This window comes from Ruegeria sp. CF2 (genome assembly GCF_056537385.1).
In genome coordinates this window covers 668,773-690,215 of sequence record NZ_JBQFRL010000001.1, presented here as the reverse complement: position 1 = coordinate 690,215, position 21,443 = coordinate 668,773, and the positions used below count along the sequence as shown (strand labels likewise).

Annotated in this window: 17 protein-coding genes and 1 pseudogene; 4 read left to right on the top strand and 14 right to left on the bottom strand. The window is 55.4% G+C overall.

Features of this window, described 5'->3' with window-relative positions; genetic code table 11:
• Window positions 1-98 precede the first annotated feature (98 nt).
• The 7 genes and pseudogenes from ACR0IR_RS03375 to ACR0IR_RS03345 form a co-directional block, all read right to left on the bottom strand.
• Window positions 99-224: pseudogene (locus ACR0IR_RS03375) on the bottom strand (integrase); the annotation flags it as partial.
• Between the two features lie 261 nt (window positions 225-485).
• Window positions 486-2,174 (bottom strand): ABC transporter ATP-binding protein, encoded by a 1,689-nt coding sequence (locus tag ACR0IR_RS03370; RefSeq protein WP_170363884.1) that lies wholly within the window; start codon window positions 2,172-2,174, stop codon window positions 486-488.
• On the bottom strand, window positions 2,171-3,085 hold the full coding sequence (locus ACR0IR_RS03365; protein ID WP_093964993.1) for an ABC transporter permease: 915 nt from the start codon (window positions 3,083-3,085) through the stop codon (window positions 2,171-2,173). The genes ACR0IR_RS03370 and ACR0IR_RS03365 overlap by 4 nt, the downstream gene beginning before the upstream one ends.
• Complete coding sequence (locus ACR0IR_RS03360) at window positions 3,082-4,050, bottom strand: ABC transporter permease (RefSeq protein ID WP_170357427.1); 969 nt, start codon at window positions 4,048-4,050, stop codon at window positions 3,082-3,084. The genes ACR0IR_RS03365 and ACR0IR_RS03360 overlap by 4 nt, the downstream gene beginning before the upstream one ends.
• Window positions 4,051-5,604 (bottom strand): ABC transporter substrate-binding protein, encoded by a 1,554-nt coding sequence (locus ACR0IR_RS03355; RefSeq protein ID WP_170363785.1) that lies wholly within the window; start codon window positions 5,602-5,604, stop codon window positions 4,051-4,053.
• 55 nt (window positions 5,605-5,659) lie between these two features.
• The gene (locus tag ACR0IR_RS03350; protein ID WP_170357425.1) at window positions 5,660-7,234 is read right to left on the bottom strand and encodes an ABC transporter substrate-binding protein; all 1,575 of its coding nucleotides are present in this window, start codon (window positions 7,232-7,234) and stop codon (window positions 5,660-5,662) included.
• Between the two features lie 539 nt (window positions 7,235-7,773).
• Window positions 7,774-8,190 (bottom strand): MerR family transcriptional regulator, encoded by a 417-nt coding sequence (locus ACR0IR_RS03345; RefSeq protein WP_170363786.1) that lies wholly within the window; start codon window positions 8,188-8,190, stop codon window positions 7,774-7,776.
• A gap of 75 nt (window positions 8,191-8,265) precedes the next feature.
• On the opposite strand from ACR0IR_RS03345, the gene ACR0IR_RS03340 reads away from it, so the two are divergent.
• Both ACR0IR_RS03340 and ACR0IR_RS03335 read left to right on the top strand, forming a co-directional pair.
• Complete coding sequence (locus tag ACR0IR_RS03340) at window positions 8,266-8,910, top strand: cation efflux transmembrane domain-containing protein (protein ID WP_170363787.1); 645 nt, start codon at window positions 8,266-8,268, stop codon at window positions 8,908-8,910.
• A 296-nt stretch (window positions 8,911-9,206) separates the two neighbouring features.
• A complete protein-coding gene (locus ACR0IR_RS03335) occupies window positions 9,207-9,935 on the top strand; it encodes an SDR family NAD(P)-dependent oxidoreductase (protein WP_170363788.1) in 729 nt (242 codons plus the stop codon).
• Window positions 9,936-9,984: 49 nt separating this feature from the next.
• On the opposite strand, the gene ACR0IR_RS03330 is transcribed toward ACR0IR_RS03335, so the two are convergent.
• Window positions 9,985-10,740, bottom strand: a complete 756-nt coding sequence (locus ACR0IR_RS03330; RefSeq protein WP_170363789.1) for an N-acyl homoserine lactonase family protein — start codon at window positions 10,738-10,740, stop codon at window positions 9,985-9,987.
• Between the two features lie 482 nt (window positions 10,741-11,222).
• Here ACR0IR_RS03330 and ACR0IR_RS03325 point away from each other — a divergent pair, with 482 nt between their 5' ends.
• Entirely contained in the window at window positions 11,223-11,426 is a 204-nt protein-coding gene (locus ACR0IR_RS03325; RefSeq protein ID WP_170339910.1) for a hypothetical protein, read from the top strand.
• Window positions 11,427-12,069: 643 nt separating this feature from the next.
• Here the strand turns inward: ACR0IR_RS03325 and ACR0IR_RS03320 are convergent.
• Window positions 12,070-12,648 (bottom strand): TetR/AcrR family transcriptional regulator, encoded by a 579-nt coding sequence (locus ACR0IR_RS03320; protein WP_254441529.1) that lies wholly within the window; start codon window positions 12,646-12,648, stop codon window positions 12,070-12,072.
• A gap of 189 nt (window positions 12,649-12,837) precedes the next feature.
• Between ACR0IR_RS03320 and ACR0IR_RS03315 the strand changes: the two genes are divergently transcribed.
• Complete coding sequence (locus ACR0IR_RS03315) at window positions 12,838-14,232, top strand: aminotransferase (protein WP_170363790.1); 1,395 nt, start codon at window positions 12,838-12,840, stop codon at window positions 14,230-14,232.
• Between the two features lie 63 nt (window positions 14,233-14,295).
• Here ACR0IR_RS03315 and ACR0IR_RS03310 read toward each other — a convergent pair whose 3' ends face one another.
• From ACR0IR_RS03310 to ACR0IR_RS03290, 5 genes are all read right to left on the bottom strand, one after another.
• The gene (locus ACR0IR_RS03310) at window positions 14,296-15,864 is read right to left on the bottom strand and encodes a trimethylamine methyltransferase family protein (protein ID WP_170363791.1); all 1,569 of its coding nucleotides are present in this window, start codon (window positions 15,862-15,864) and stop codon (window positions 14,296-14,298) included.
• A 25-nt stretch (window positions 15,865-15,889) separates the two neighbouring features.
• Entirely contained in the window at window positions 15,890-17,089 is a 1,200-nt protein-coding gene (locus tag ACR0IR_RS03305; protein WP_170363792.1) for an aromatic ring-hydroxylating oxygenase subunit alpha, read from the bottom strand.
• An 8-nt stretch (window positions 17,090-17,097) separates the two neighbouring features.
• Window positions 17,098-19,164, bottom strand: a complete 2,067-nt coding sequence (locus tag ACR0IR_RS03300) for an oxidoreductase (protein ID WP_170363793.1) — start codon at window positions 19,162-19,164, stop codon at window positions 17,098-17,100.
• Between the two features lie 94 nt (window positions 19,165-19,258).
• Window positions 19,259-20,314 (bottom strand): ABC transporter substrate-binding protein, encoded by a 1,056-nt coding sequence (locus ACR0IR_RS03295; RefSeq protein ID WP_170363794.1) that lies wholly within the window; start codon window positions 20,312-20,314, stop codon window positions 19,259-19,261.
• Window positions 20,311-21,426, bottom strand: coding sequence for an ABC transporter ATP-binding protein (locus ACR0IR_RS03290; protein ID WP_170363795.1), 1,116 nt, complete (start codon window positions 21,424-21,426; stop codon window positions 20,311-20,313). The genes ACR0IR_RS03295 and ACR0IR_RS03290 overlap by 4 nt, the downstream gene beginning before the upstream one ends.
• Window positions 21,427-21,443: the final 17 nt, after the last annotated feature.

The following is a 21,443-nucleotide window of genomic DNA, read 5'->3' as shown; positions in this document are numbered from 1 at the left end:
ATTTTCCGCTCTGCAGGGTCCGGAACTCAGCGCTCATGCGCGCTATTGGACAGTGCATTGGTCGGGATTCAGCCGCCGACTTGTTTCTGATGTCAGTTCTCGGGTGCTTTGGTCCGGCACAGGGAGCGTGCGCCGTAGTCGCTCGGTTTGAGACCAATGGCCGACACCCAGTCCCTAACAAGTCTCGCGTACGGCCGTGTCGAGATGTGTGGTGAGGCGTGGAAAGCTGTCTTTCAAGGGATATTCTGAAGTCGCAAACCGCATTGCTGCCGTCGGCTGCGACCTCGACGCAGACCTCATTGATCGAGATTGCATTTCATTTAGCTTCATCCGGGTCCGAAATCGGGTCGACAACAAGTACCAGACGCTTTGCGATGGAGCCAATTCAAGTCAGTGTTTGAGTTCAAACTACCGTTGATCGCTTGCGCATGTACCTCTCAAACAACTTCTTCTGAAACAGCCTATGAAAGACCAAACCGTTAAGGTTACGCCAATTGCTTCAGCCGTGGCATCAAGTCCAAAAGTTCCCGTGTATACGGATGTTCTGGAGCTTCGAACAACGAGTCCGTCTCCTGAACCTCAAGCAGCTTCCCATGCCGCATAACGCCCACCCGGTCACACATCTGACGTACGACCGGAAGATCATGGCTGATAAAGAGCATGGTCAGGCCCAGATGCTCCTGCAGGTCTTTGAGAATGTTCAGGATTTGCGCCTGAATGGATACGTCTAGGGCGCTGGTCGGCTCATCGCAGATCAGAAAACGGGGCTGAGTTGCGAGGGCGCGAGCAATACAAATGCGCTGACGCTGTCCACCGGAGAACTCGTGTGGATACTTGCGCCACGCGTCCTTGGCCAGGCCAACCCAGTCAAGAAGTTCGCGCACGCGCGGTTCAATAGCAGGCTTGGGCAGGATTTTGTGATGATGGATGGGCTCGGCCACGAGGTCCCCGACCCTCATGCGGGGGTTAAGGCTGGAGAACGGATCTTGAAAGATCATTTGGATCTGGCGGCGGTAGGCTTGCAGGGCCTCTGCCTCCATCACTGTGACGTCTTCGCCATCAAAGATCACCCGACCACCGTCTACGGGATAGAGTGTTCCAATCATCCGGGCGACTGTGGACTTGCCAGAGCCACTTTCGCCGACAAGGCCGAAAACCTCACCGTCGCGAATGTCGAAACTCACTTGATCGACGGCAGTGAAGTACTTGCGTTGCGAGGGCAGTAGCCCGCCTTTTTGCAGGAACGTTTTAGTAATGCTTTCGATTTCCAGCAGTTTGCCGGATTTCGACAGATCGGTCTTTTCCCAATGGGCCGCCAGATCGTCGATCTTGAAGGTTCTTTCCCGCTCGCCATAATTGACCACTGGGAAACGCTCTACTTTGGTGTGCGGGCGCGGCACGGCGGCAATCAAAGATTTGGTATACTCATGTTTCGGTGCGCCGAGGATTTGATCGGTCGTTCCGCTTTCAACCACATGACCGGAATACATCACAGTCACCGAGTCCGTGGTGTCGGCGATAACGCCCATGTCGTGGGTAACGAGGATCACGCCGACCTGACGCTCTTTCGCCAGTTCCTTGATCAGATCAAGCACCTGCGCTTGGACAGACACATCCAAGGCCGTTGTGGGTTCGTCCGCGATCAGAACGCTGGGCTCGGTACAGAGTGCAAGCGCGATTACCACCCGCTGACGCATCCCTCCGGAGAACTGGTGCGGATACTGGTTGAAACGGTCCGCCGGGTCCGGGATGGACACGCGATCCAGCAGCGCAATAGCGCGCTTTTTGGCCTCCGAAGCGGACAGGCCGAGGTGAAGCTGGATAGTCTCGACCAATTGCTCACCCACTGTGAACAACGGGTTCAGCGAGGTTAGCGGGTCCTGAAAGATCATCCCGATCTCTTTGCCCCGGATTCGGCGTTTGTCCTCGGCGTCCAGTTCGTCAATCCGGCGACCGTTCAGCCAGACCTCCCCTTCGGAGACATGGGCCGGGGGATCCAAAAGGCCGATCACGGCGTTGCCGGTCATGGACTTGCCGGCACCGCTTTCGCCGACAACGCCCCGGATCTCGCCAGGATGCAGGTCGTAGGTCACATGCTCGACCGGCTTGAAGATACCGTGGCGTGTCGGGATTTCCACTGTCAGGTTACGGATCGAAAGAACGGGATCGGTCATTTCAGCCTCGGGTTCAGAACGTCGCGCAGCCAGTCGCCCAGCAGGTTCACACTCAGCGCAAGTGCCAGCAAGGTGCAAGCCGGGAAGAACAGGATCCACCACTCACCCGAGAACAGGAAACCCTGCCCGATGCGGATCAGCGTCCCCAGCGAAGGCTGTGTCGGTGGCGCGCCAACGCCAAGGAAACTGAGCGTGGCCTCGGCAATGATCGCCAGCGCCAATGAGATCGTCGCGATCACCAGCACCGGTGACAGTACATTGGGCAGGATATGGCGCAGCATGATGGTCAGCGGGCTTTGCCCGATGATGCGAGCGGCGGCGACGTAATCTTTGTTCTTCTCAACCAGCGTTGCACCCCGGACCACCCGAGCAAACTGCACCCAATCGGACAGGCCAATGGCCAGAATCAGCACCCAGATCGCCATCTGATCGCGATACTCCACCGGGGTAATGCCTTTGGCGATACCGAAGATCAGCATGGCCAGAAGGATCGAGGGGAAAGTCAGCTGCACATCCGCCGTGCGCATGATGATGGTTTCGGTCCAACCGCCAAAATAGCCCGATAGCAGGCCCAGAATGATCCCCAGAACCATCGCGAACAGAACGGCCGCCACCCCAACGAATAGCGAGATCCGCATTCCGTAGAGGATGGTCGAGAACACATCGCGCCCCTGATCGTCTGTGCCCATCAGGAAGGTTTCGCCTGTAAAGGCATTGGGCTCCATCGGCGGAGTGAAGCCATTCATCAGGTTCAGGCTGGCCGGATCAAACGGGTTTGTCGGCGCAATCAGTGGTGCGAGGATCGTGGCCAGGATCAGGATCAATGCCACCGTCGCCGACACCATGGCCACAGGCGAGCGGCGGAAGGCGTAGAACTGGTCGCTGTCCAGAATGCGTTTCACACGGTTCATGCGCTGACCCTCAGGCGCGGGTCGATGAAGGCGTAAAGGATATCGACCGCAAGGTTGATGGTGACAAAGATGACCGAGATCATCATCAGGTATGCTGCCATGACAGGGATATCCACGAATTGGATTGCATTGATGAACAGAAGGCCCAGGCCCGGCCACTGGAACACCGTCTCGGTGATAATGGCAAAGGCGATGATGGCCCCCAGTTGCAGGCCGATAATCGTGATGACCGGGACCATAGTATTCTTCAGCGCATGGCGGAAATTGATGGTCCGGTCACTCAGCCCACGGGCGCGGGCAAAGCGGATATAGTCTTGCCGGAGTACTTCCAGCATCTCGGAGCGCACCAGCCGCATGATGAGGGTCATCTGGTATAGACCCAGCGTAATCGCGGGCAGGATCAGCGCCTTGAGTCCACTGCTTGTCAGCAACCCGGTGTTCCACCAGCCCAGATCTACGACTTCTCCGCGTCCAAAACTAGGCAGCCAGCCAAGTTCGACCGAGAAGATGTAAATCAACAAGATTCCGATCAGGAACGTCGGCAGGGACACCCCGATCAGAGAAGCTGACATGATGAAATTCGCTGCAAACCCGTCTCGCCGGATTGCGGTGAACACACCCAGCGCGATGCCCAAGACTATGGCAAATACGGCTGAGACCAGCGCCAGTTCCAACGTTGCCGGAGCGCGTTCGGCCAGGATTTCCGCGACCGGACGCCCTTGACGGAAGCTGACGCCGAAATTGCCCTGTACCGCTTCCTGCAGAAACTTCACATATTGCACCGGAAACGGCTGATCGAGCCCTAACTGCGACCGCAGACGTTCCACATCTTCCATGGTCCGCTCTTGCCCCAGCATGTTGTCGATCGGATCTCCGACAAAGCGGAACATGGAAAAGGCGACCAGGCCCACGACGAACAGAACCAGCGCCGACTGAGCCACACGCCTGATAATGTATGACAGCATTTAGTTGACCGTTACCCAGCGCAGAAGGAAGAAGTTGTCGGGCCGTTGTGTCAGCTCGATATTGCTGCGCGCGCCCCAGACCAGCGGTTGAACGTAAAGCGGTACATAGGCCACCTCGTCGTGCAGGATACCTGCCACCTCGTCCAGCATTGCCTGACGTTTGGGTTCGTCAATCTCGGACTGGATCAGCGGCAGCAATTCATCCACGCGAGCGTTCGAATAGCCGCCAAAGTTCCATGATCCCAGCTTCTTTTCCTCATTCGGGGTCGAAGCGAGGAAACGCACGGGATGCTCGGCATCGAACGTACCGGGTGACCAACCCAACAGATACATATCAAAGTTGTCGGCCCGCAGTTCAGGCCAGTAGTTCTGAACCGGCATCGCATCGAGCGTCACGTTCAGCCCGGCCTGAGACAGCATGGCGGTGATCGCCTGACAAACAGCTTCGTCGTTCAGGTAACGATTGTTGGGGCACTTAAAGCTGATCTCGGCCCCCTCAGCGCCAGCCTCAGCCAGCAAAGCTTTGGCACCCTCGGGATCGTAGACATAGGGGTCCGCATTCGCAGCCGAATAGCCACGCATCGCAGGACTGACCAACTGGCTCGCCACCTCAGCATTGCCGCGCATGATGGTTTGCAGGATGGCTGGAACGTTGACTGCCTTTGCAACCGCCTCGCGGACGCGCACATCTCGGAAAAGGTCCGAGCCACCCTGCCCGGCTTCGCTCGCGCCTTCCTGCTGATCAAACCCCAGCATGATCACGCGCGCCTCGACGCCCTGAATGACCTTCACATCCGGATTGCCTTGCAACCGAGCCACATCCTGAATTGGGACCGGGTTGATGAAGTCGACATCTCCGGACAACAAAGCCGCCAGAGCGGTTGCCGGGTTTTGGATTGGCACCAATTCAGCGCGGGTCAGGTTGTGTTCTGCTGTGTCCCACCAGCCGTCGAACGGCTCCAGAACAGTGCGCAGGCCCGGCTCTCGAGCGGTAACTCGGAAAGCACCGGTGCCATTGGCGTTCAGGGTCGCATAGTTGCCCGATTCTTTGTCAGGCAGTGCTGCGTCGTTTGCCTCGGCCCAGCCGCTATCCATGATCATCCAGTTGGCAATGCTGTCCGGGAAAATCGGGTTCGGCGCGGTGGTCATGACATCGACGGTGTAGTCGTCAACCTTCACCACCTCGCTGACGGGCGCGAACCAGCTGCGTGTGTCCGAGTTTTCGTCAGACGCCCGCTGGTACGAGAAGATCACGTCATCCGCATTGAATTCAGAACCATCATGAAACGTTACGCCCTCGCGCAGTTTGAACCGCCATCCAGCTCCGTCCCCGATGGTTTCCCAACTCGTGGCCAGCGCCGGTTCAATGGTCATGTCCTTGCCCCGGCGCACAAGCCCTTCGTAGACGTTGTTCAAGAAACCTAGAACCGGGGCAGAGTTGACAGCATGAGGATCCATTGTTTGCGGGTCCGTTGTAACGGCAAACGTGAACTCTTCGCCTGCGACGGGCAAGGCAAGCGCGCAGAATAGCGCGGCAGTGGTCAGACGTTTCATGATAGCTCCCACTCTTTGGTGGCGGGCCTCGCATCCCGAGGCCCGGCCACGTTTCTTACTTCAGGCCAAAATGCTTGACCATAGGCTGATCTTCGGGATCAACGTTGATGTCCAGGTTTTCAGCCATACCCCAGTTCAGCACTTGATGGTGGATCGGAATATACAGCTGTTCATCCTGCACCACCCGCCAAATCTCGGCGATAGCCTGATCTCGCGCGACGAGATCCGTGTTCGAGGCCAGTGACTTGATCTTGGCATCCAACTCATCATTGTCATACCCGGTGCCGTTCCACGTCCCGATGTCGCTTTCACGGCCATGGACCAGGAAGTTGAAGATGTATTCCGAGTCATACGTCGGAACGCCCCAGCCCAGCATGTAGAAATCGGTCTTTCCGTCCGTGATCAGCGGGAAATGTTGTGCTTTCGGTTTGGCATCCAGATTCACAGTGATGCCAATTTGACCCAGCATCCCGACAGCGGCCTGACAGATACCTTCGTCATTGATGTACCGGTCGTTGGGACAATCCAGCCGGATCGAGAAACCGTCCGGATAACCCGCTTCGGCCAAAAGCGCCTTTGCGCCTTCAACATCCGTGCTGCTTTCACTGTCCATCTCGGCAGTCCAGCCGTTCACGAACGGCGGGGCGATCATCCCGGCGGGTTGCGACTGACCGCGCATGACCACCTGTTGGATGGCATCTCGATTGATCGCTTTGGACATGGCCCGACGAACGCGGACGTCGGCAAGTGGGTTCTTGCCATCGACGTTATCCGCCTCGATGTCATCCGCGCCCTGGTTCATGCCAAAGAAGATCACCCGGTTTTGCGGCGCTTGTTTGACGACCAAACCGTCGACGGCATTCACCCGGTCCAGGTCCTGCACCGGCATATCCTGAAGGAAGTTCACCTCGCCCGACAACATCGCCGCAACGCGGGTCGCATCATTCTGGATCGGTGTATAGATGATTTCGCTGATCGCCATCGGGAACTGATCGCGCCCCCAATAATCCTCGTTCCGCTCCATCACCGTTTTAACGTCCGGTTCGCGGCTGACCAGTTTGTAGGGGCCGGTTCCATTCACATTGACGGTCGCAAAGGTGATCTCACCGCCTTCAAAATCCTGAACGTTGACCGCGTTATTCGCCTCGGTCCAGCCTTTGTCCATGATGAACAGGTCGGTGAGGTTCGCAGGCAGAATGGGGTTCGGACCGTCCGTCTCGATCTCGATCGTGTGGTCGTCGACAGCGCGCACCTCGACAATCGAATTGATCAGTTCTTTCATGTCCGAGTTCGGCTGCTTCGCACGGTTGATGCTGAACACCACGTCTTCTGCAGTGAAATCGGCGCCGTCGTGGAATTTCACGCCCTGACGCAGATTGAACACCCAGACATTCGGATCACTCTCGCTGGGGGCCCAATCGGTCGCCAGCGCAGGCTCGAAAGCACCGCTCGTATCGCGAATGATCAGAGGTTCATACATCTGGTGGCGCACGGTATGCGTCGGCCCTTCGTTCTGCGAATGCGGGTCAAGCGTCAGCGCATCCCCCGAGCGCGCCCAACGCAGAGTTTCGGCACTGGCCAAAGACGTCGTCGTCATCAAAAGCGTCAGTACGAGTATTGGATTTTTCATTATTTTCTCCCATGTTGCAGCCGTTTAACCGCATTGAATTCACGATACCGTGTCGCAAATTTCTGTTAACGTTATGGTTGCGGATAGCATACCAACTGCGAATGCATGTCAATCGTTCAACCTGGTATTGATTTGCTAAACACAAGCGACAGGGGTCTTCAGGAGGACAGCCACTCTCCCAAAGAACACCGCATCAAGTGTCTATTACTCAGACGAGACGAACACAAACTGCAATAATCAAGCTTCATAGTCCGGTAAGTAAATCCAGATAGCGTTGACGGGAACTGCGTTGCTCACACACTGGATAATTGTCCGCTTCTTAAAGCGATTGCCACGCTGTTTTGGACCCGCCGCCAGATTTCCAACCCTCCCGAGGTGCTTTCGCTCATTTGCAATGCGCACAAAGCGGTCGTTTGAGCAGATCACACCACCGAAATATTAGGTCCGCACGGTAGACATTGAAAAGACTTGCGACGTACGTCTGCTGTGCGGACAAAGCTGCCGTTCGGAGTTACCGAATAGATGTCAGCTTTCGAGGGTCAGTGATCCCGGCCACATAGGTCATGGTCTGCGAGCGAGGCCAAGACATAACAGTCCTCTGCCACGCCGCGACCATCACATCCTTGAGCAATACGCTTCAGTTCGTTCTCAAGCGCTTTGAGTCGTTTGATCTTGGCTCGCACTTCGGACAACTGACCTTCGGCGATCTCGGTGGCGGCTTCGCATGATCGGTCTGGATGGTTTTGCAACTCGATCAGAGATGAGATCGCGTCGATGGAGAAGCCAAGATCACGCGCATGACGGATGAAGCTCAGGCGTTCCAGACCATCGTTTGTGTAACGCCTCTGGTTGCCTGCTGTACGTTCCGGTGGAGCCAGGAGACCCATTTCTTCATAGTAGCGGATGGTAGGCACTTTGACCTTCGTCCGCTTCGAAAGCTCTCCAATTGAGAACATGCGAAAACCCTCTTGAACCTCTAGTCACTAGAGAGACTACATTAGAACCGAGGCGATTCTGAAGAGGTTTCAAAAATGGCAGGATGCTGCGGTAGCGACGTGAAGTTTGACGGGATGTCGAACGAATACAAACGCCGGTTATGGATCGTCATCGCGCTGAATGCGACAATGTTCGTGGTCGAGATGACCGCCGGACACTATGCAAAGTCTCAGGCACTTCAAGCAGACGCGTTAGACTTCCTTGGGGACGCGCTCACCTATGGTATTTCCCTCGCCGTGATCGGTGCTTCTGTTCGCGCTCGAACGAACGCAGCCTTGGCGAAGGGGATCAGCCTCTTCCTGATGGGCGCGTGGGTGTTTGGTTCGACCGTCTATCGGGTGTTCTACGTGGGTGTTCCAGAGGCCGAAATCATGGGGATCATCGGTGCGCTGGCTCTCGCAACAAACCTTGCGAGCGTACTCTTGCTTGTCAGCTACAAGGATGGAGACGCCAACGTGCGGTCGGTTTGGCTATGCTCGCGGAACGACGCCATCGGCAATGTGGCCGTGATGATTGCCGCTTTGGGTGTCTGGGGCACCGCAACGGGCTGGCCTGACCTCATTGTCGCTGCGATCATGGCGAGCCTATTCTTGTCATCTTCGTACCAAATTGTCCGACAGGCACTTGAGGAGCGGCGCGAGGACGCCGCGCACGAGCATGGAGCAGCCCGGACAAGCTGACATTCGCTGCGGGGAGCACACCGGGTAGGTATGGGCTCAAAGCGGTCATTCGCTGCAACTTGCTTGAACGTCTGCATTGCGGACCATGCTGCCGTTTGCTTCAGTTGCAACGTCGAAAAGCACATCCGGCGCCAAAGCGCGGTGGAATGACATCGCAAGGTCTAACTCCGAGCCCAAACCAGACGCTCACCGAATTTTTTTAGAGATTGACTATCCATACTTGCAGAAACCTGCGTTGCGGGTTTCCTTCTGTAGTTCAAGATATCCACTGTTTCGCCAGGGTTCGAGGAGTTACTATGAAAACAGCCGTTGTGACTGGTGCCGCGGGAGGGATGGGACAGGCTATCTGCCGCCAATTGCGGACATGTGAGTTCCACGTCCTTGGACTGGACCTCAACGAGGAGGGCTTGGATGAACTGGCGGCAGAGTTAGGTTCAAATTTCACACAATTCTGCGTTGACTTGACGGATCCAGTTGCAATCGCGCAGACGTTTGATGGCATAAAGTCAGCTTATGGCGGCCTCGATGCTTTGGTAAACAACGCTGGCACCTGCTTCATGTCCGACTTCCCGCATATACCGCCCGAGGAACTGGAAAGGCAGATGGCAATCAATTTCAACTCTGCGTTCCATTGTTGCCAGCAGGCTGTCCGATTGATGTTGGAACGCGAGGGCGTCAAAAAGATTGTGAATATCTCATCAAACGGAGCTTACAATTTCGATGTATTTGACCCTCCGCACTACCGGGCATCAAAGGCGGCGATGGATACCCTTACGAAAGACCTAGCCCGTCGATACGCAAAGGAAAAAATCTGTGTGAACTCGCTGGCGCCAGCCATGACCGAGACGCCCTTGTTCAATGTCTTGTCTGAGGAAGTCTTGGAGAAAGCCGTTGGCGCCATGCCGCATGGTCATGCGATGCAGCCCGAGCAAGTCGCCTCTTGGGTCAGTTTTCTCATTTCATCGGCCGGTGACGTTTCCAGTGGAAATGTAATCATTCTGAATCAAGGGCGGGACGTCAGGTAGTTTTCAGGAAGATCAATCGATTTCGGGAAAGGTGGACCACCGGTTGGGGTCAACGGTAGACCTCTGGTGCTTTCTTCAGAACTGGCCATTGATTTGGACAATGCCCATAGATCACAAAGGCGTTTCGCTCGGATGCTAGACGCATCAACCTGTCTGCGCTGGCAATCGCGGCTTCTTCGTCCCATGACCCTGCAAATTTCTCATCGATTTCTGACGGTCGGGATATCGCGTCACTGGTGAGCAAAACCGGACCCGAGGGAAGATCGACCATCAGGGCGATCTGGCCAGGTGCATGACCGGGTGCCGCCAATACCAGGATACCTGGTCCAATCTCTACGTCGCCATCAACCAAGAGGTAATCCCGATCGGGCCACTCCAAAGGCTGCACACCGCCCCAATACAATGGACGAGGCAGTGCCCGCTCGACGGAAGAGATCAGTATCGGAGTGCCGGGAAAGTCGCCCAATGCCCCGATATGGTCGATATGAGTGTGGGTACAAATCTGCAACGTAATGTCTGATGGAATGAGACCGAGCTTTGCCAGTTGCGCGCGTGGCAGATTTTCCGGTTCACATTTCAGGACTTCGCCAAACTCGTACAAAAGATCTTCTTTGACCGCGGCTTCGGTATCGGTCGCATATTTTTCGGGAAACCCGGTGTCGATGAGTATGGCTTCTCCCAGATCCGTCCGGATCAGAAAGCCGCAGATCCCAATGATGCGACCAGTGGAATGAACCTTGAACAGCCCGTAGTCCAATACTGCCAGGTCAATCGGCCGCCCTTTGACAAATCCCTCAGCTTGCACAAACTCTCTCCCTCATCGACTGCAAGGATTTTGAGTAGAGTGTGAAAGTCAAGGAGTCCGTCGTCGCACTGACCACTATTCTAGCTATCACCCAGCCCAGCAGTGCTGCGGGTGAAGCTTTGAGCGAGATTGGCAGTTCAGATCGGAAAGCGGTCTTTTCTTTAGTCACGTGACCAACAGTTAAACGTCTTGGCAGAAAACCACTGATTTTTGGCCAACCTGCAGATTTTGGCTAGACTTAGAGAGTTCCCCCAACGCACAGAAAGTTTGTCGGCATTCCCGACTTATCTACTTTGCTATCCGGAACGCCCCAACCCTTGGGATTATAACGATTAATAGCCAAGGAGGCCACCGGGAGAGTGCCAGGACGCCCGGGACCAATGTCGCGACTTAATTTTTCCCAAGAGCGCATTCGGGCCACCGTCTGTCAAACTTGATCAGCCGTGCTATACATGGCGTCAAGATACGAAAGGCGAAATTTAATGGACGCACCAGTTATCCAACTGATATTTATGCTAGCCTTGCTGCTTGGCGTGATCTGGCTTTATATCCTGCCGATCACGATGGCGGGGCGGCGTAACCGATCCGGTTTGATCTGGTTCCTGATCGGTCTGGTTGGATCACCGCTTTTGGCCATCCTTTTACTACTGGCTTTGGGTGACGCACCCGAGCATCCAGCAACGTAGCCTTGGAAACGATACCGTCAGACACACAGAAAGGCTCCACCGGAGGGTTTCTGGACACCGGTGAGCCGTAACGGCCTTCTCAGCATGTAGGGAGGCCTTGAATTGAGTCACTACACTTTCGGAAGAGAAGAAAAGTACTCCTTCCCACTCTCGACGGCCGTGTAGTGCAATCCTACGGATGACCGATCTGTTTGAAGAATCCTAGAACTTTGTCCGTGACCCGGTCATAGCGGCAGTTCTGACGAACGTCCGACACCGTTAGGAGCAGCCAATGAGGTTGGTGCCAGTTTGGCGGTCCTGCCCCCAACCATGAGACTTCTTGCTACATATGCCGACGCTGATGTCGTTGTTGTGAAAACGGTCATAACCGGTGGGATTGAAGATGCCGGCGCAGCTCATACTATCATCTCGGGATTTTTACTGACTTTGTTATTGGAATCTTGCTGATCGCGCGCGGCCGCGGGTTGGAAGCTTCGGCTAGTTCGCTGATCATCGGCGCGCTGCTATTTGGTGTTTTGCATTGCTCATGTGCGTCTTATGGGCCCAACCAATGAATAATGACTTGCGGCGATTCATTCACGAGACACGGACGGATTAGGGATTGACCTCGGTAGGTTCCTATTTTCAAAAGCCACCTTCATCCTTAGATCTTTTGGTTGCTAAAGTGTTTTGGAAACATCGATTGCAGTACAAACAGGCAGATCCTCAAAGCCTCCGAAGGTTTGAAGATCTCTGAGTGCAAGTGGTAGTCGGTCCAGAGCCCTTCCAGCAAAGCAACCAATGCGTCTGTTGCAAGATTGACGTCTACGTCATCGTACTGGCCTTCAACCTTTATTTGCTCCAACAGCTCCAGTATCGCCGCCCTGAAACCTTTGTCTCGCGAGTCGATGAAAGGATATACCTTCGGGTTCGAGAGCGCTTCGGCCCGGAAGGAAAACCAAATTGCGACGTCCCGTGCATTTAGGACCAAGGGATCGAAGTCTGCCTTAATGAAAGAGATTAACTTGTCTGCCGGGTCCAACTCGGGATTGGCTGCGATGACCTTCCACTGCTCCGCGTAGCGGACTGACAATTCCTCAGCCACCGCAAGCAGAAGCTTTTCTTTGGAGCCAAAGTGTAGGTTTACCATCCCTTGCGACAGTCCTGACAACTCTTGGATTCTTGCCGAGGTCGTGCCGCGAATTCCGTACTTGTAGATGGCCTCTGCAGCCGCTTGGATCAACTGCTTTCGGTTCTGCAGCTTACCCAGATCACGGGCATTGGTTGGGATATCGGGCTCGAGAGTAATCTTGTTTGTCCTCCGCTGGGTGGTCGCCCTTTGTCTTCTCGCATTTAGCAGAGCGAGAGTTCAAGAATTGACATTGAATAAATGTTTGTTCATTTTGTGATTTCCATTTCATCGAGACGCTGCATGACCCTTTCCAACTCTGACTTTCGGTCCATTCGCGAGTGGGATAACGAACATTTCCTGCACCCGTGGGAGGGAATGTCATGTTTGGGCCAAAACGAACGCACCTTTGCAGAAAGCGGCCTGGGCGTTCACGTCTTCACTGAGGACGGAAAGCGCCTAATAGACGGCCCTGCTGGCATGTGGTGTATGCAATTGGGCTATGGAAACACTGAAATTGCCGATGCCATGGCCCAGCAGGCGAAAGAGATGGCGTATTTTTCGCCCTTCAACAATGCCAACTCAGCCCCCGCCCGGTTGGCGCATGAGATCGCCAAGAGGACGCCGGGCGACCTGAACCATGTGTTCTTCACGACAGGTGGCTCAACCGCCGTGGATTCCGCTCTTCGGTTTGTGCAGTTTCGCAACAACCTTCTGGGCAAGCCTGAAAAGAAGATCGTGATATCGCGGCAGAAAGCCTATCACGGATCGACCTACCTGGCGGCCTCAGTGTCCGGAAAAGAGCGAGACAAAGGTTGGCTGGACCAGGCAAGTCACCTGACGCGCTTCCTGCCGAATGTGAATCCTTATACGCGTCGCCCCGAGCAGACAGTCGACGACTTTCTGGACGAAAAAATAGCGGATCTGGAAAACATGATCCTGCAGACCGGAGCAGACAAGGTCGCAGCTTTCATCGCTGAACCGATCTTGTGCTCTGGAGGTGTCATCGTACCTCCACCGGGATATCATCTGCGCTGTCTGGAAATCTGCCGAAAGTACGATGTCCTGTATATCTCGGACGAGGTTGTGACTGGGTTCGGACGGCTTGGGCATTGGTTTGCGTCCGAAGCCGTCTTCGGTATTCAGCCGGATATCATCACCTGCGCTAAGGGAATGACTTCAGGGTATGTGCCGATGGGGGCCTGCATCATTTCTGATCGGCTGATAGCAGAAATAAGCGGCGAACACGCCCAGGACGCTACCTTTTCTAATGGCTTCACCTATTCGGGCCACCCAGTAAGCGCGGCGGCCGGTTTGAAGACGATCGAAATCATGGAGCGTGACGGCGTTCTTGAGCATGTCCGCGCGATCACGCCGCTGTTCGCAGAACGCCTTCAGGCCCTAGCTGAATTGCCGCTCGTCGGTGATGCCCGCGGTGTGGGGCTGGTTGGATGCGTTGAGTGTGTTGCGGACGCCAAAGCCGATAACTTGCTGGATCTTGATAAATCAGTTGGCGCATTGATCGATCATCATTGTCAGGAGAACGGACTGATCCTGCGGCCAATCATCAATATGTGTGTGTTTTCTCCGCCGTTGATCATTTCGGAAGACGAGTTGAACCAGATGTTCGACATCCTTGAAACGGGCATCCGGCTGGCGACCGAGGACCTGACGCGCCAGAATGCGTTGAGAACTTAGGAATGGCTTCGGAGTGGCCTCGCAACCTTGCAAGTGGCAGGCCCCTACTGCGACCTACTAAGCTCACTCAGCCCGCATTACTTCAGGCGGCAACTTGATCGGAAACCTGGATCGAACCTCTTCATCAGCCTTGCTGCCAAAGTAGTTCGGGTAGTGATTGGAGAGGATATCGTTCACAACCGACCTACTCCGCTCGAACATATCCTGACGGCCTGCCTTCTCCCAAGTGTCGGTAAGCTCCCGATCCATCAAGGTTGGATAGACATACTCGGTCTCCATGTATTGCAAGGTCTGCGCATTACCAAGGAAATGACCGGGATCTATTGCGCATTCATGGATGACGTCGACCGAAAGCGTACTGTCACTCACCTCGATCCCGCGCAGTGTTCGAGAGATCATACCCGCCGCCTCGTTGTCGATGACCATCGATTCAAAGCTGCAGCCCATCAGGCTGCCGAGCATTCCACCAAACTCGCAGAGCCGGTTGGCACCGGCATGCGCCGCCAAAGCAAACGTCAGCGCCTTTTCCAGACCATATTGCGCATCGGGGATCTTGGAATCCGTCATTCCACATCCGACGCTGGTTGGTAGGTTGTAGAAGTTGCCCATCTGAATAGCCGCGGCTGAAATCAAAGCCTGCTCGCCACTTCCGCCAGTAAACGATCCAGTGCGCAGATCGGTAATGAACGGCCAAGCCGCAAAGACGACGGGCGTACCAGGGTTGATCAGGTTGGCAATGGCCACGCAGGAAAGGGTCTCGGCCACCGCCTGCGCGAGCGTGCCGGCCAATGGCGCAGGTGACGTGGCTCCGGCTTGTGGCGGAACGGCAAGGTCGCAGACAAGGCCCATTTTCGCAGTATCAATCAGGATTTCCAGGTTTTCCCGCCCGAACCGAAGCGGTGAGACGATGGGACAGCCTCCAAAAATCACCGAGGGCTTTTCAAGGAACTTTCCCTCCCCGCCCGATGCCAGATCGAACATATGAATGGCGTCTTGTATGTGTTCGCGCGTGCGGAATGTCAGGCAGGACGGTTTCTCGCTTCCCGCCAGAATGGCGTATAGCATGCTCATGTCATGCTCGTAGTCCTGCGGGACATCCGTAGCCAGAACCGTATCACCGGTCATGTGAATGTTGTCGAGCCGGTCTACAAGACGGGTGAAATCGTAGATATCCTTGAGCGTCGATGGTCGGTAACTGCGCGTTTCCGCGTCAAACGTGGTCACCGCCGTGCCCGAATTTGCGTAATACACCTTGTCCTTGGTGCAGTGCATGTCGTCCTTACCGGCCCGAGATCCGCGCGCATGGACATAGAATTCGCTGGCGGCCTTGGCCAACAGGTCTTCCATCAAGGCGCGAGGAAAACACAGCCTGCCGTGCTCGTTCACCGTCGCCCCTTTGGGCAGCACGAGATCAAGAACTTCCTGTGTTGGATCACCGACGCCCGTACGCTCCAGAATACTTAGGGCGGCTTCATGAATGCGGGCCATGTCAGCGTCTGAAAGGGGCTTGTATCTTCCTCCGGGAATGCCCGGCCAGATTGCCTGCGAAGCGACGTTGCTGGTTCGCACGGCCGCGCGCGCCTCACGCCCGCCCCCGCGCCGTCTTGATCTGCGCTTCGTTAACTCTGTCATGGTGTTTCTCCGAATTCTGAGCCTGTCAGATCATGCTGAAGTAGTTGCGATAGAAGCCAGGAATGCTCCACTCCATCTCGGACAGCGGTCCCGGCACGAAATGGTGGGAGTTCACGCCTTCCTGATTGTGACGGATGATCCGCTCATCATCGAGCGACGTGACATGCCAGAGCCATGTCAACGCGTCCTTATCGTAGTCACGACCCTCTCGAGCATCGCCGCGCACATACCAGACGATCTGAATATCCGTTTCCTGCACGGCGCGCGGAACGAACCGGTAGCCAACCATGTGATCTGCATAAACGAGGAAGTAGTTCAAAGTCCCGATCCCCAGATCGGTGGCACCGCCGTCGTGACCCTTTAGCTCTCCCAGAGGGGGAGCCAAAGGCGTACCATCCTTGCTGCCCGTCAAATACCCGGGAAACAGCGGGTAGCGCCGCCAATAGACATCTGCACCCGGCGCGAGCGCGTTTTCTCCGGTCAGGTCCAATTCCTCCAAGGGAACTCCGACTTCGTCCATCCGCTCGCGAAGAGCGCCGCTGAACTCAAGAACTTGAGCAGGATCTTTCAACGAGTGACTGCGCGAATAGTCCTGATGAGACGGGGCGCAGTGATAGCATTCCAGATAGTTTTCCAAGGCCAGTTTCCAGTTCGCGGGAACCGGATACGAGGCTTCACGTGCGACCTTCAGATTTTCAAAGTCAAACGGCTTTGAAAGTGGGGCGAGTCGCTCCAACGCGGCATCCAGAGGTGGTGCATTCGCGGCTGCACAGACGAATATAAGGCCTTGGTATATCTTCACCTGAACCGGGAACAACCCATACTGGCCCGGATCAAAATCCGATCCCATTGATCGACCGTTCCGCAGTTTGCCGTTCAAGTCGAAAGTCCACGCGTGATACGGACATATGAAGTTGCGGGCTTTGCCTTTCCGTTCGATGCAAACCCGCGATCCACGATGGCGGCATACGTTCAGATGCCCGCGCACTTCGCCTTCCCGATCCCGAACGATAATAATGGACTCGGGACCATAGTCGAACAGGAAATAATCACCCGGTTCAGGGACCTGGCTAACATGGCCGACCCAGATCCAGTTTCGGTTCCAGAACGCACTGATATCGTTCTCGTATACGGCTTGAGAGGTGTAGAAGTGACGAGGCAAGGCGAACCCTTCACGTTGCGAGCCCATCAAGTCGCGCATAACTTGCAAATCATCTTTTGGCATGGCGCACCTCATACAAGTTCAAGGGAAACGAGTTCCCGACGGAAGAATTCGCGGTCAATTTCGCCCGCCTCGCGTTCGAAACTCCGAGCAGCCATGTGTCCCGAATATACTGCGTCCGCGATCAAGCCGGGGTTAGCTGCATCCCCGATCAATTCCAACGTAGTCAGCGGGTTGTTGGCCAAGCTGCGCAGTTCATCGTAGAGGTTGGTTTCGCGCGCGCGCTGCGTCACCAACACAACTGAACCACATTCTTTGGTCTGTTCTCGCCCCGTGTACGCACATCGCACGGTCGCCTGCCCCGGCGCCACGTTGTCCAATATATGAGACAGGACCAGTTGAACGCCGCCCTCCAGAAGGCTGCGTTGTACTCGAGTTTGTTCCAGCGTTAGTTCAGTAAACGGCGAAACCATTGAAGCCGGGGTTACAAAGACGACCTCATGTCCAGCCCGAGCCAGATGATCCGCCAATACACCACCGAGATATGCCTGTTCATCATCGTAGACCAAAACCGGACCGCTCCCCGGCAGTGTCCCTGACATGATGTCATCCGGCGTAAATACCTGAGCGCCGGCGCTTATTGATACGCCGTGAAATCCAGATTTCCCGCGCCCGTCTCGGCGCCATTTTGCGCCAGTTGCAACAAAGACGTTCGGAATACCCAGCTCGACAACCTCGGTTGCTGACAACAGGCTGTCGGTGAACAGTTGAACGTTCCCTCTTTGCCTAAGATCATAAATTCTGTGATCTGTGACGCGTTTCCAAGCGGATAGCCCGGTCAGACCAGACTCCTGCAAGACACGGCCGCCAAGCTCTTGCTTGGCTTCCGCCAGAGTTACCTCGTATCCCCGCCGCGCCAATTGCATGGCGCATTCAAGTCCGGCTGGTCCGCTGCCCACAACGAGCGCGGTTTTCTCTTTCCCCCGACGCTCAATGAACTCTGGATGCCATTTCCGCCGCCACTCTTCGCCCATGGTCGGGTTTTGTGTGCAGCGTATGGGGACACCGAGAGAGTCGGATGAAACACAGATATTGCACCCGATGCACTCACGGATTTCTTCGATGCGACCTTCCTTGATTTTGTTGGGCAGAAACGGATCAGCGATGGATGGCCGCGCCGCGCCGATAAAATCAAGGATGCCTTTCCTGACCAGTGACGCCATCAAATCCGGCGAGGTAAGACGCCCGACGCCAACAACAGGTTTGGAAGTCACCTGTTTCACGAATTCGATATATGAGGTTTGAAAGCCGTCGCGGGGCTCGAACCGGGTCGTCGCAGAGTCGTTGCTCCAATCTGCCACGTTAACATCCCAAAGGTCTGGAAGCTCGGCCAGCAATTCGACTACAGCACGGCCTTCTTCCTGCGCTTGCATGCCGTCTGCCCCGAGCATTTCGTCAACCGCAAATCGCAGGGCAATGGCGCAATCATCTCCAACCTCTTCCTTGGTTTCTTCGAGAAGCTCGCGGGTTAGCCGCACCCGGTTCTCCAATGAACCTCCATATTCATCCGTTCGATCATTGAACTGTGGCAGCAGGAAATGATGAGGCAAGGTCATGTGATGCCCGGCATATACATACACGATGTCGAACCCGGCTTCGCGCGAGCGGCGAGCCGCTGCGCGATGCCACTTGCGAAATTCGCGAATGTCCGCCTTATCCATCGCCCTGGCTTGCTTGGGATAAGCAGTTTGCAAGGCAAGTTCTGAAGGCGCCAGCAAAGGGGCCCGGCTCAGATGATTTTGCGCATGGTGACCGTTATGCGCCAATTCAATAGCCGCCAAAGACCCCTTTCCATGCACCGCCTCGGTCATCAGGCGGAGCGCCGGGATATCCCGCTCATCCCAAAGTCGGTTTTCGGCAAACGGGGACAGGTCAGAAGTCGGGTGAATTTCCGTCTCCTGATTGGAGACGACGGCCCAACCACCCTCGGCCTTCATCGCCCGCATGGCGGCCTCGGCCTGCGGTCGCAAGTGCCCCATGCCGTTGCAGTGGGGCACTTGATAGAACCGGTTTCGGGCTGTCACTGGCCCAATTTGAACCGGTTCAAAGAGTACAGAATATCCGTCAGCGCCTGACATTGCCGCGCTTCCTCCAAGAAAATCGGAAATAGTCTCGTGGGAATGGAAGGGTTACTACGTCCCCACCATTCCCGGCTGTGTTGTAAGGGCGCCTTTAGAAGCCCGCTTTGATGCGCTCGAATTCCTTCAACATCTTGGCCTCCAACTCGGGGTTAACGGCGTCGAAAAACAGGCTGCCTTCAAAGAAACTGTCCACATCCGAGAACCCGTAAGTTTCGATCAACTCCGGGTCTGCCTGTGCAAAAGCGTCTTCATTGGCGTGGGCGTACCCCCAGCTTTCAATGATGTACTTCCCACTTGCCGCGGAGCTGAGCGCGTTCAGCATGTCATAGACCTGCTCATCCGACTGGTTCGCAGATTTCAGATGTACATAACCGCAAACCCAGGTCGCGATGCCTTTGTCCACATCACGCATCATGACTGCTGGGGTTTCGTTCCAGATCAGGTTCAGTTCCGATTGGTTCCATCCCCAACCCAGCGTGACCTCACCGCTGGCAATTGCCTGATCCAGTTGGCCGGCATCAGACCAATAAAAGCGCACGTTCGGATGAACCGCGCGCAGATAGTCCGCCGCTTTTTGGAATTCCTCGTTACTCATATCGGTATAGCTGGACGCTCCAGTCGCCAAGGCTGCCATTGCAAAAGCACTGGAAGCGGCGTCCGGAATGGCGACTTTGCCCTGATAGGCGGGATCTGCAAGCAATTGCAGCGAAACATCATCTGCCGAAATCATATCGGTGCGATAGATCAGGCCAGTGTTGCCCCACTCAAACGGCACCATGTAGGTCTGCCCATCGATCGTGATGCCATCGACCTCTTTGATCTTGGGCATCAACTTGTCCCAATTCTCCAGCTTGCTGGTGTCGATTGGCTTGATCAAATCTGCCGCCACCCATTTCCTCAGAGCATCTGTGCAAGGGTGAGCCAAATCGGCTTCAAACCCGGATTGAAGCTTGGTGAACGCTTCTTCCACGCTGCCAAAATAGGTGTAGCTGGGCGCCCCACCGTACTTTTCGACATAATCGCCGTAGAAACCCTGATCCTCATATCCGGACCAGTCAAAAACGGTCAGGTCAGCGGCGTTCGCCAGAGCTTGGCCCGCGGTAAAGGTGGCAACTACTGCTGCCGTAAGTGATGCTGTTTTAATCATTGTTCTCCTCCCAAAGATTCACGTTTACCCAAGTCAATCACCGAGGCGCTTTGAACGCCAAGCCAGACGGTATCGCCGCGCGTGTGGTCGACCGTGTGAAAGTAGTTTGGTACTGCGACGGCAATGCTGTCTTTCAGACCATCGACGCGCACATAGTAGTGGACACTCTCGCCATAAAAGGCGACGTCCGAAACCTCGCCCTGAACAAGAGCATCGTAGCCATCCGGCTTTTGCGAGCTGATTTCCAGTTGCTCAGGCCGAACCCCGACAAGGAGTTCCTTGTCATGCACCTGGACGTTGGGGTTCACCCCGATTTCCATCTTTCCAAAGCCCTTGACGTTGACTTCGAGCGTTTCAGAATTCTCCGAATTCACTTCGGCATCCAGAAAGTTCATTCCACCGATGAAAGAAGCCACTTCCCGGTTGCAGGGTTGGGAATAAAGGACCTCTGGCTTATCCACCTGCTTGAGCTGCCCGGCGAACATGACGCCGATGCGGTCGGACATGGTCATCGCCTCGTACTGGTCATGCGTGACCATGACGAAAGTAATTCCAAGCTTCTGTTGAAGGCGTCGCATTTCCAACTGCATCGTTTCGCGCAGGTTTTTGTCCAACGCAGACAACGGTTCATCCAATAGCAATACCTTGGGCCGCAAAACGAGTGCCCGGGCGAGTGCCACACGTTGCCGCTGACCTCCTGACAATTCGTTGGCTTTTCGGTCCTGCAGGCCGCCAAGCTCGACCATCTCAAGCGCCTCGGCAACGCGCTCTTTGATTTCCTTCCGCGAAAGCCTGGTCTTGCGTAATCCGAAGCTAACATTGTCGCCGACGTTCAGGTGCGGAAAGATCGCATAGCTTTGGAACACCATATTTGTAGGGCGCTTGTTGGCAGGCACCTCTCCCATCGTTCGGCCATCGATCCGGATCTCGCCTTCTTCGTGATCCTGAAAACCCGCGATTATGCGCAAAGCCGTTGTCTTGCCGCAGCCTGAAGGGCCAAGCAACGAAAAGAACTCACCTTCTTTCAAGATCAGGTTCAGATCAGACACAGCCACAAAGGAACCAAAGCGTTTTTCTACGCCCCGAATTTCGATGATGTTCTGTTCGCTCATCTTACTTGTTTCCTTTG

What these genes read in the sequence shown, in the direction of transcription:
- ACR0IR_RS03370 (WP_170363884.1), bottom strand. Translation starts at nt 2,174, where the DNA reads ATGACCGATCCCGTTCTTTCGATCCGTAACCTGACAGTGGAAATCCCG.
- ACR0IR_RS03365 (WP_093964993.1), bottom strand. Translation starts at nt 3,085, where the DNA reads ATGAACCGTGTGAAACGCATTCTGGACAGCGACCAGTTCTACGCCTTC.
- ACR0IR_RS03360 (WP_170357427.1), bottom strand. Translation starts at nt 4,050, where the DNA reads ATGCTGTCATACATTATCAGGCGTGTGGCTCAGTCGGCGCTGGTTCTG.
- ACR0IR_RS03355 (WP_170363785.1), bottom strand. Translation starts at nt 5,604, where the DNA reads ATGAAACGTCTGACCACTGCCGCGCTATTCTGCGCGCTTGCCTTGCCC.
- ACR0IR_RS03350 (WP_170357425.1), bottom strand. Translation starts at nt 7,234, where the DNA reads ATGAAAAATCCAATACTCGTACTGACGCTTTTGATGACGACGACGTCT.
- ACR0IR_RS03345 (WP_170363786.1), bottom strand. Translation starts at nt 8,190, where the DNA reads ATGTTCTCAATTGGAGAGCTTTCGAAGCGGACGAAGGTCAAAGTGCCT.
- ACR0IR_RS03340 (WP_170363787.1), top strand. Translation starts at nt 8,266, where the DNA reads ATGGCAGGATGCTGCGGTAGCGACGTGAAGTTTGACGGGATGTCGAAC.
- ACR0IR_RS03335 (WP_170363788.1), top strand. Translation starts at nt 9,207, where the DNA reads ATGAAAACAGCCGTTGTGACTGGTGCCGCGGGAGGGATGGGACAGGCT.
- ACR0IR_RS03325 (WP_170339910.1), top strand. Translation starts at nt 11,223, where the DNA reads ATGGACGCACCAGTTATCCAACTGATATTTATGCTAGCCTTGCTGCTT.
- ACR0IR_RS03315 (WP_170363790.1), top strand. Translation starts at nt 12,838, where the DNA reads ATGACCCTTTCCAACTCTGACTTTCGGTCCATTCGCGAGTGGGATAAC.
- ACR0IR_RS03310 (WP_170363791.1), bottom strand. Translation starts at nt 15,864, where the DNA reads ATGACAGAGTTAACGAAGCGCAGATCAAGACGGCGCGGGGGCGGGCGT.
- ACR0IR_RS03305 (WP_170363792.1), bottom strand. Translation starts at nt 17,089, where the DNA reads ATGCCAAAAGATGATTTGCAAGTTATGCGCGACTTGATGGGCTCGCAA.
- ACR0IR_RS03300 (WP_170363793.1), bottom strand. Translation starts at nt 19,164, where the DNA reads ATGTCAGGCGCTGACGGATATTCTGTACTCTTTGAACCGGTTCAAATT.
- ACR0IR_RS03295 (WP_170363794.1), bottom strand. Translation starts at nt 20,314, where the DNA reads ATGATTAAAACAGCATCACTTACGGCAGCAGTAGTTGCCACCTTTACC.
- ACR0IR_RS03290 (WP_170363795.1), bottom strand. Translation starts at nt 21,426, where the DNA reads ATGAGCGAACAGAACATCATCGAAATTCGGGGCGTAGAAAAACGCTTT.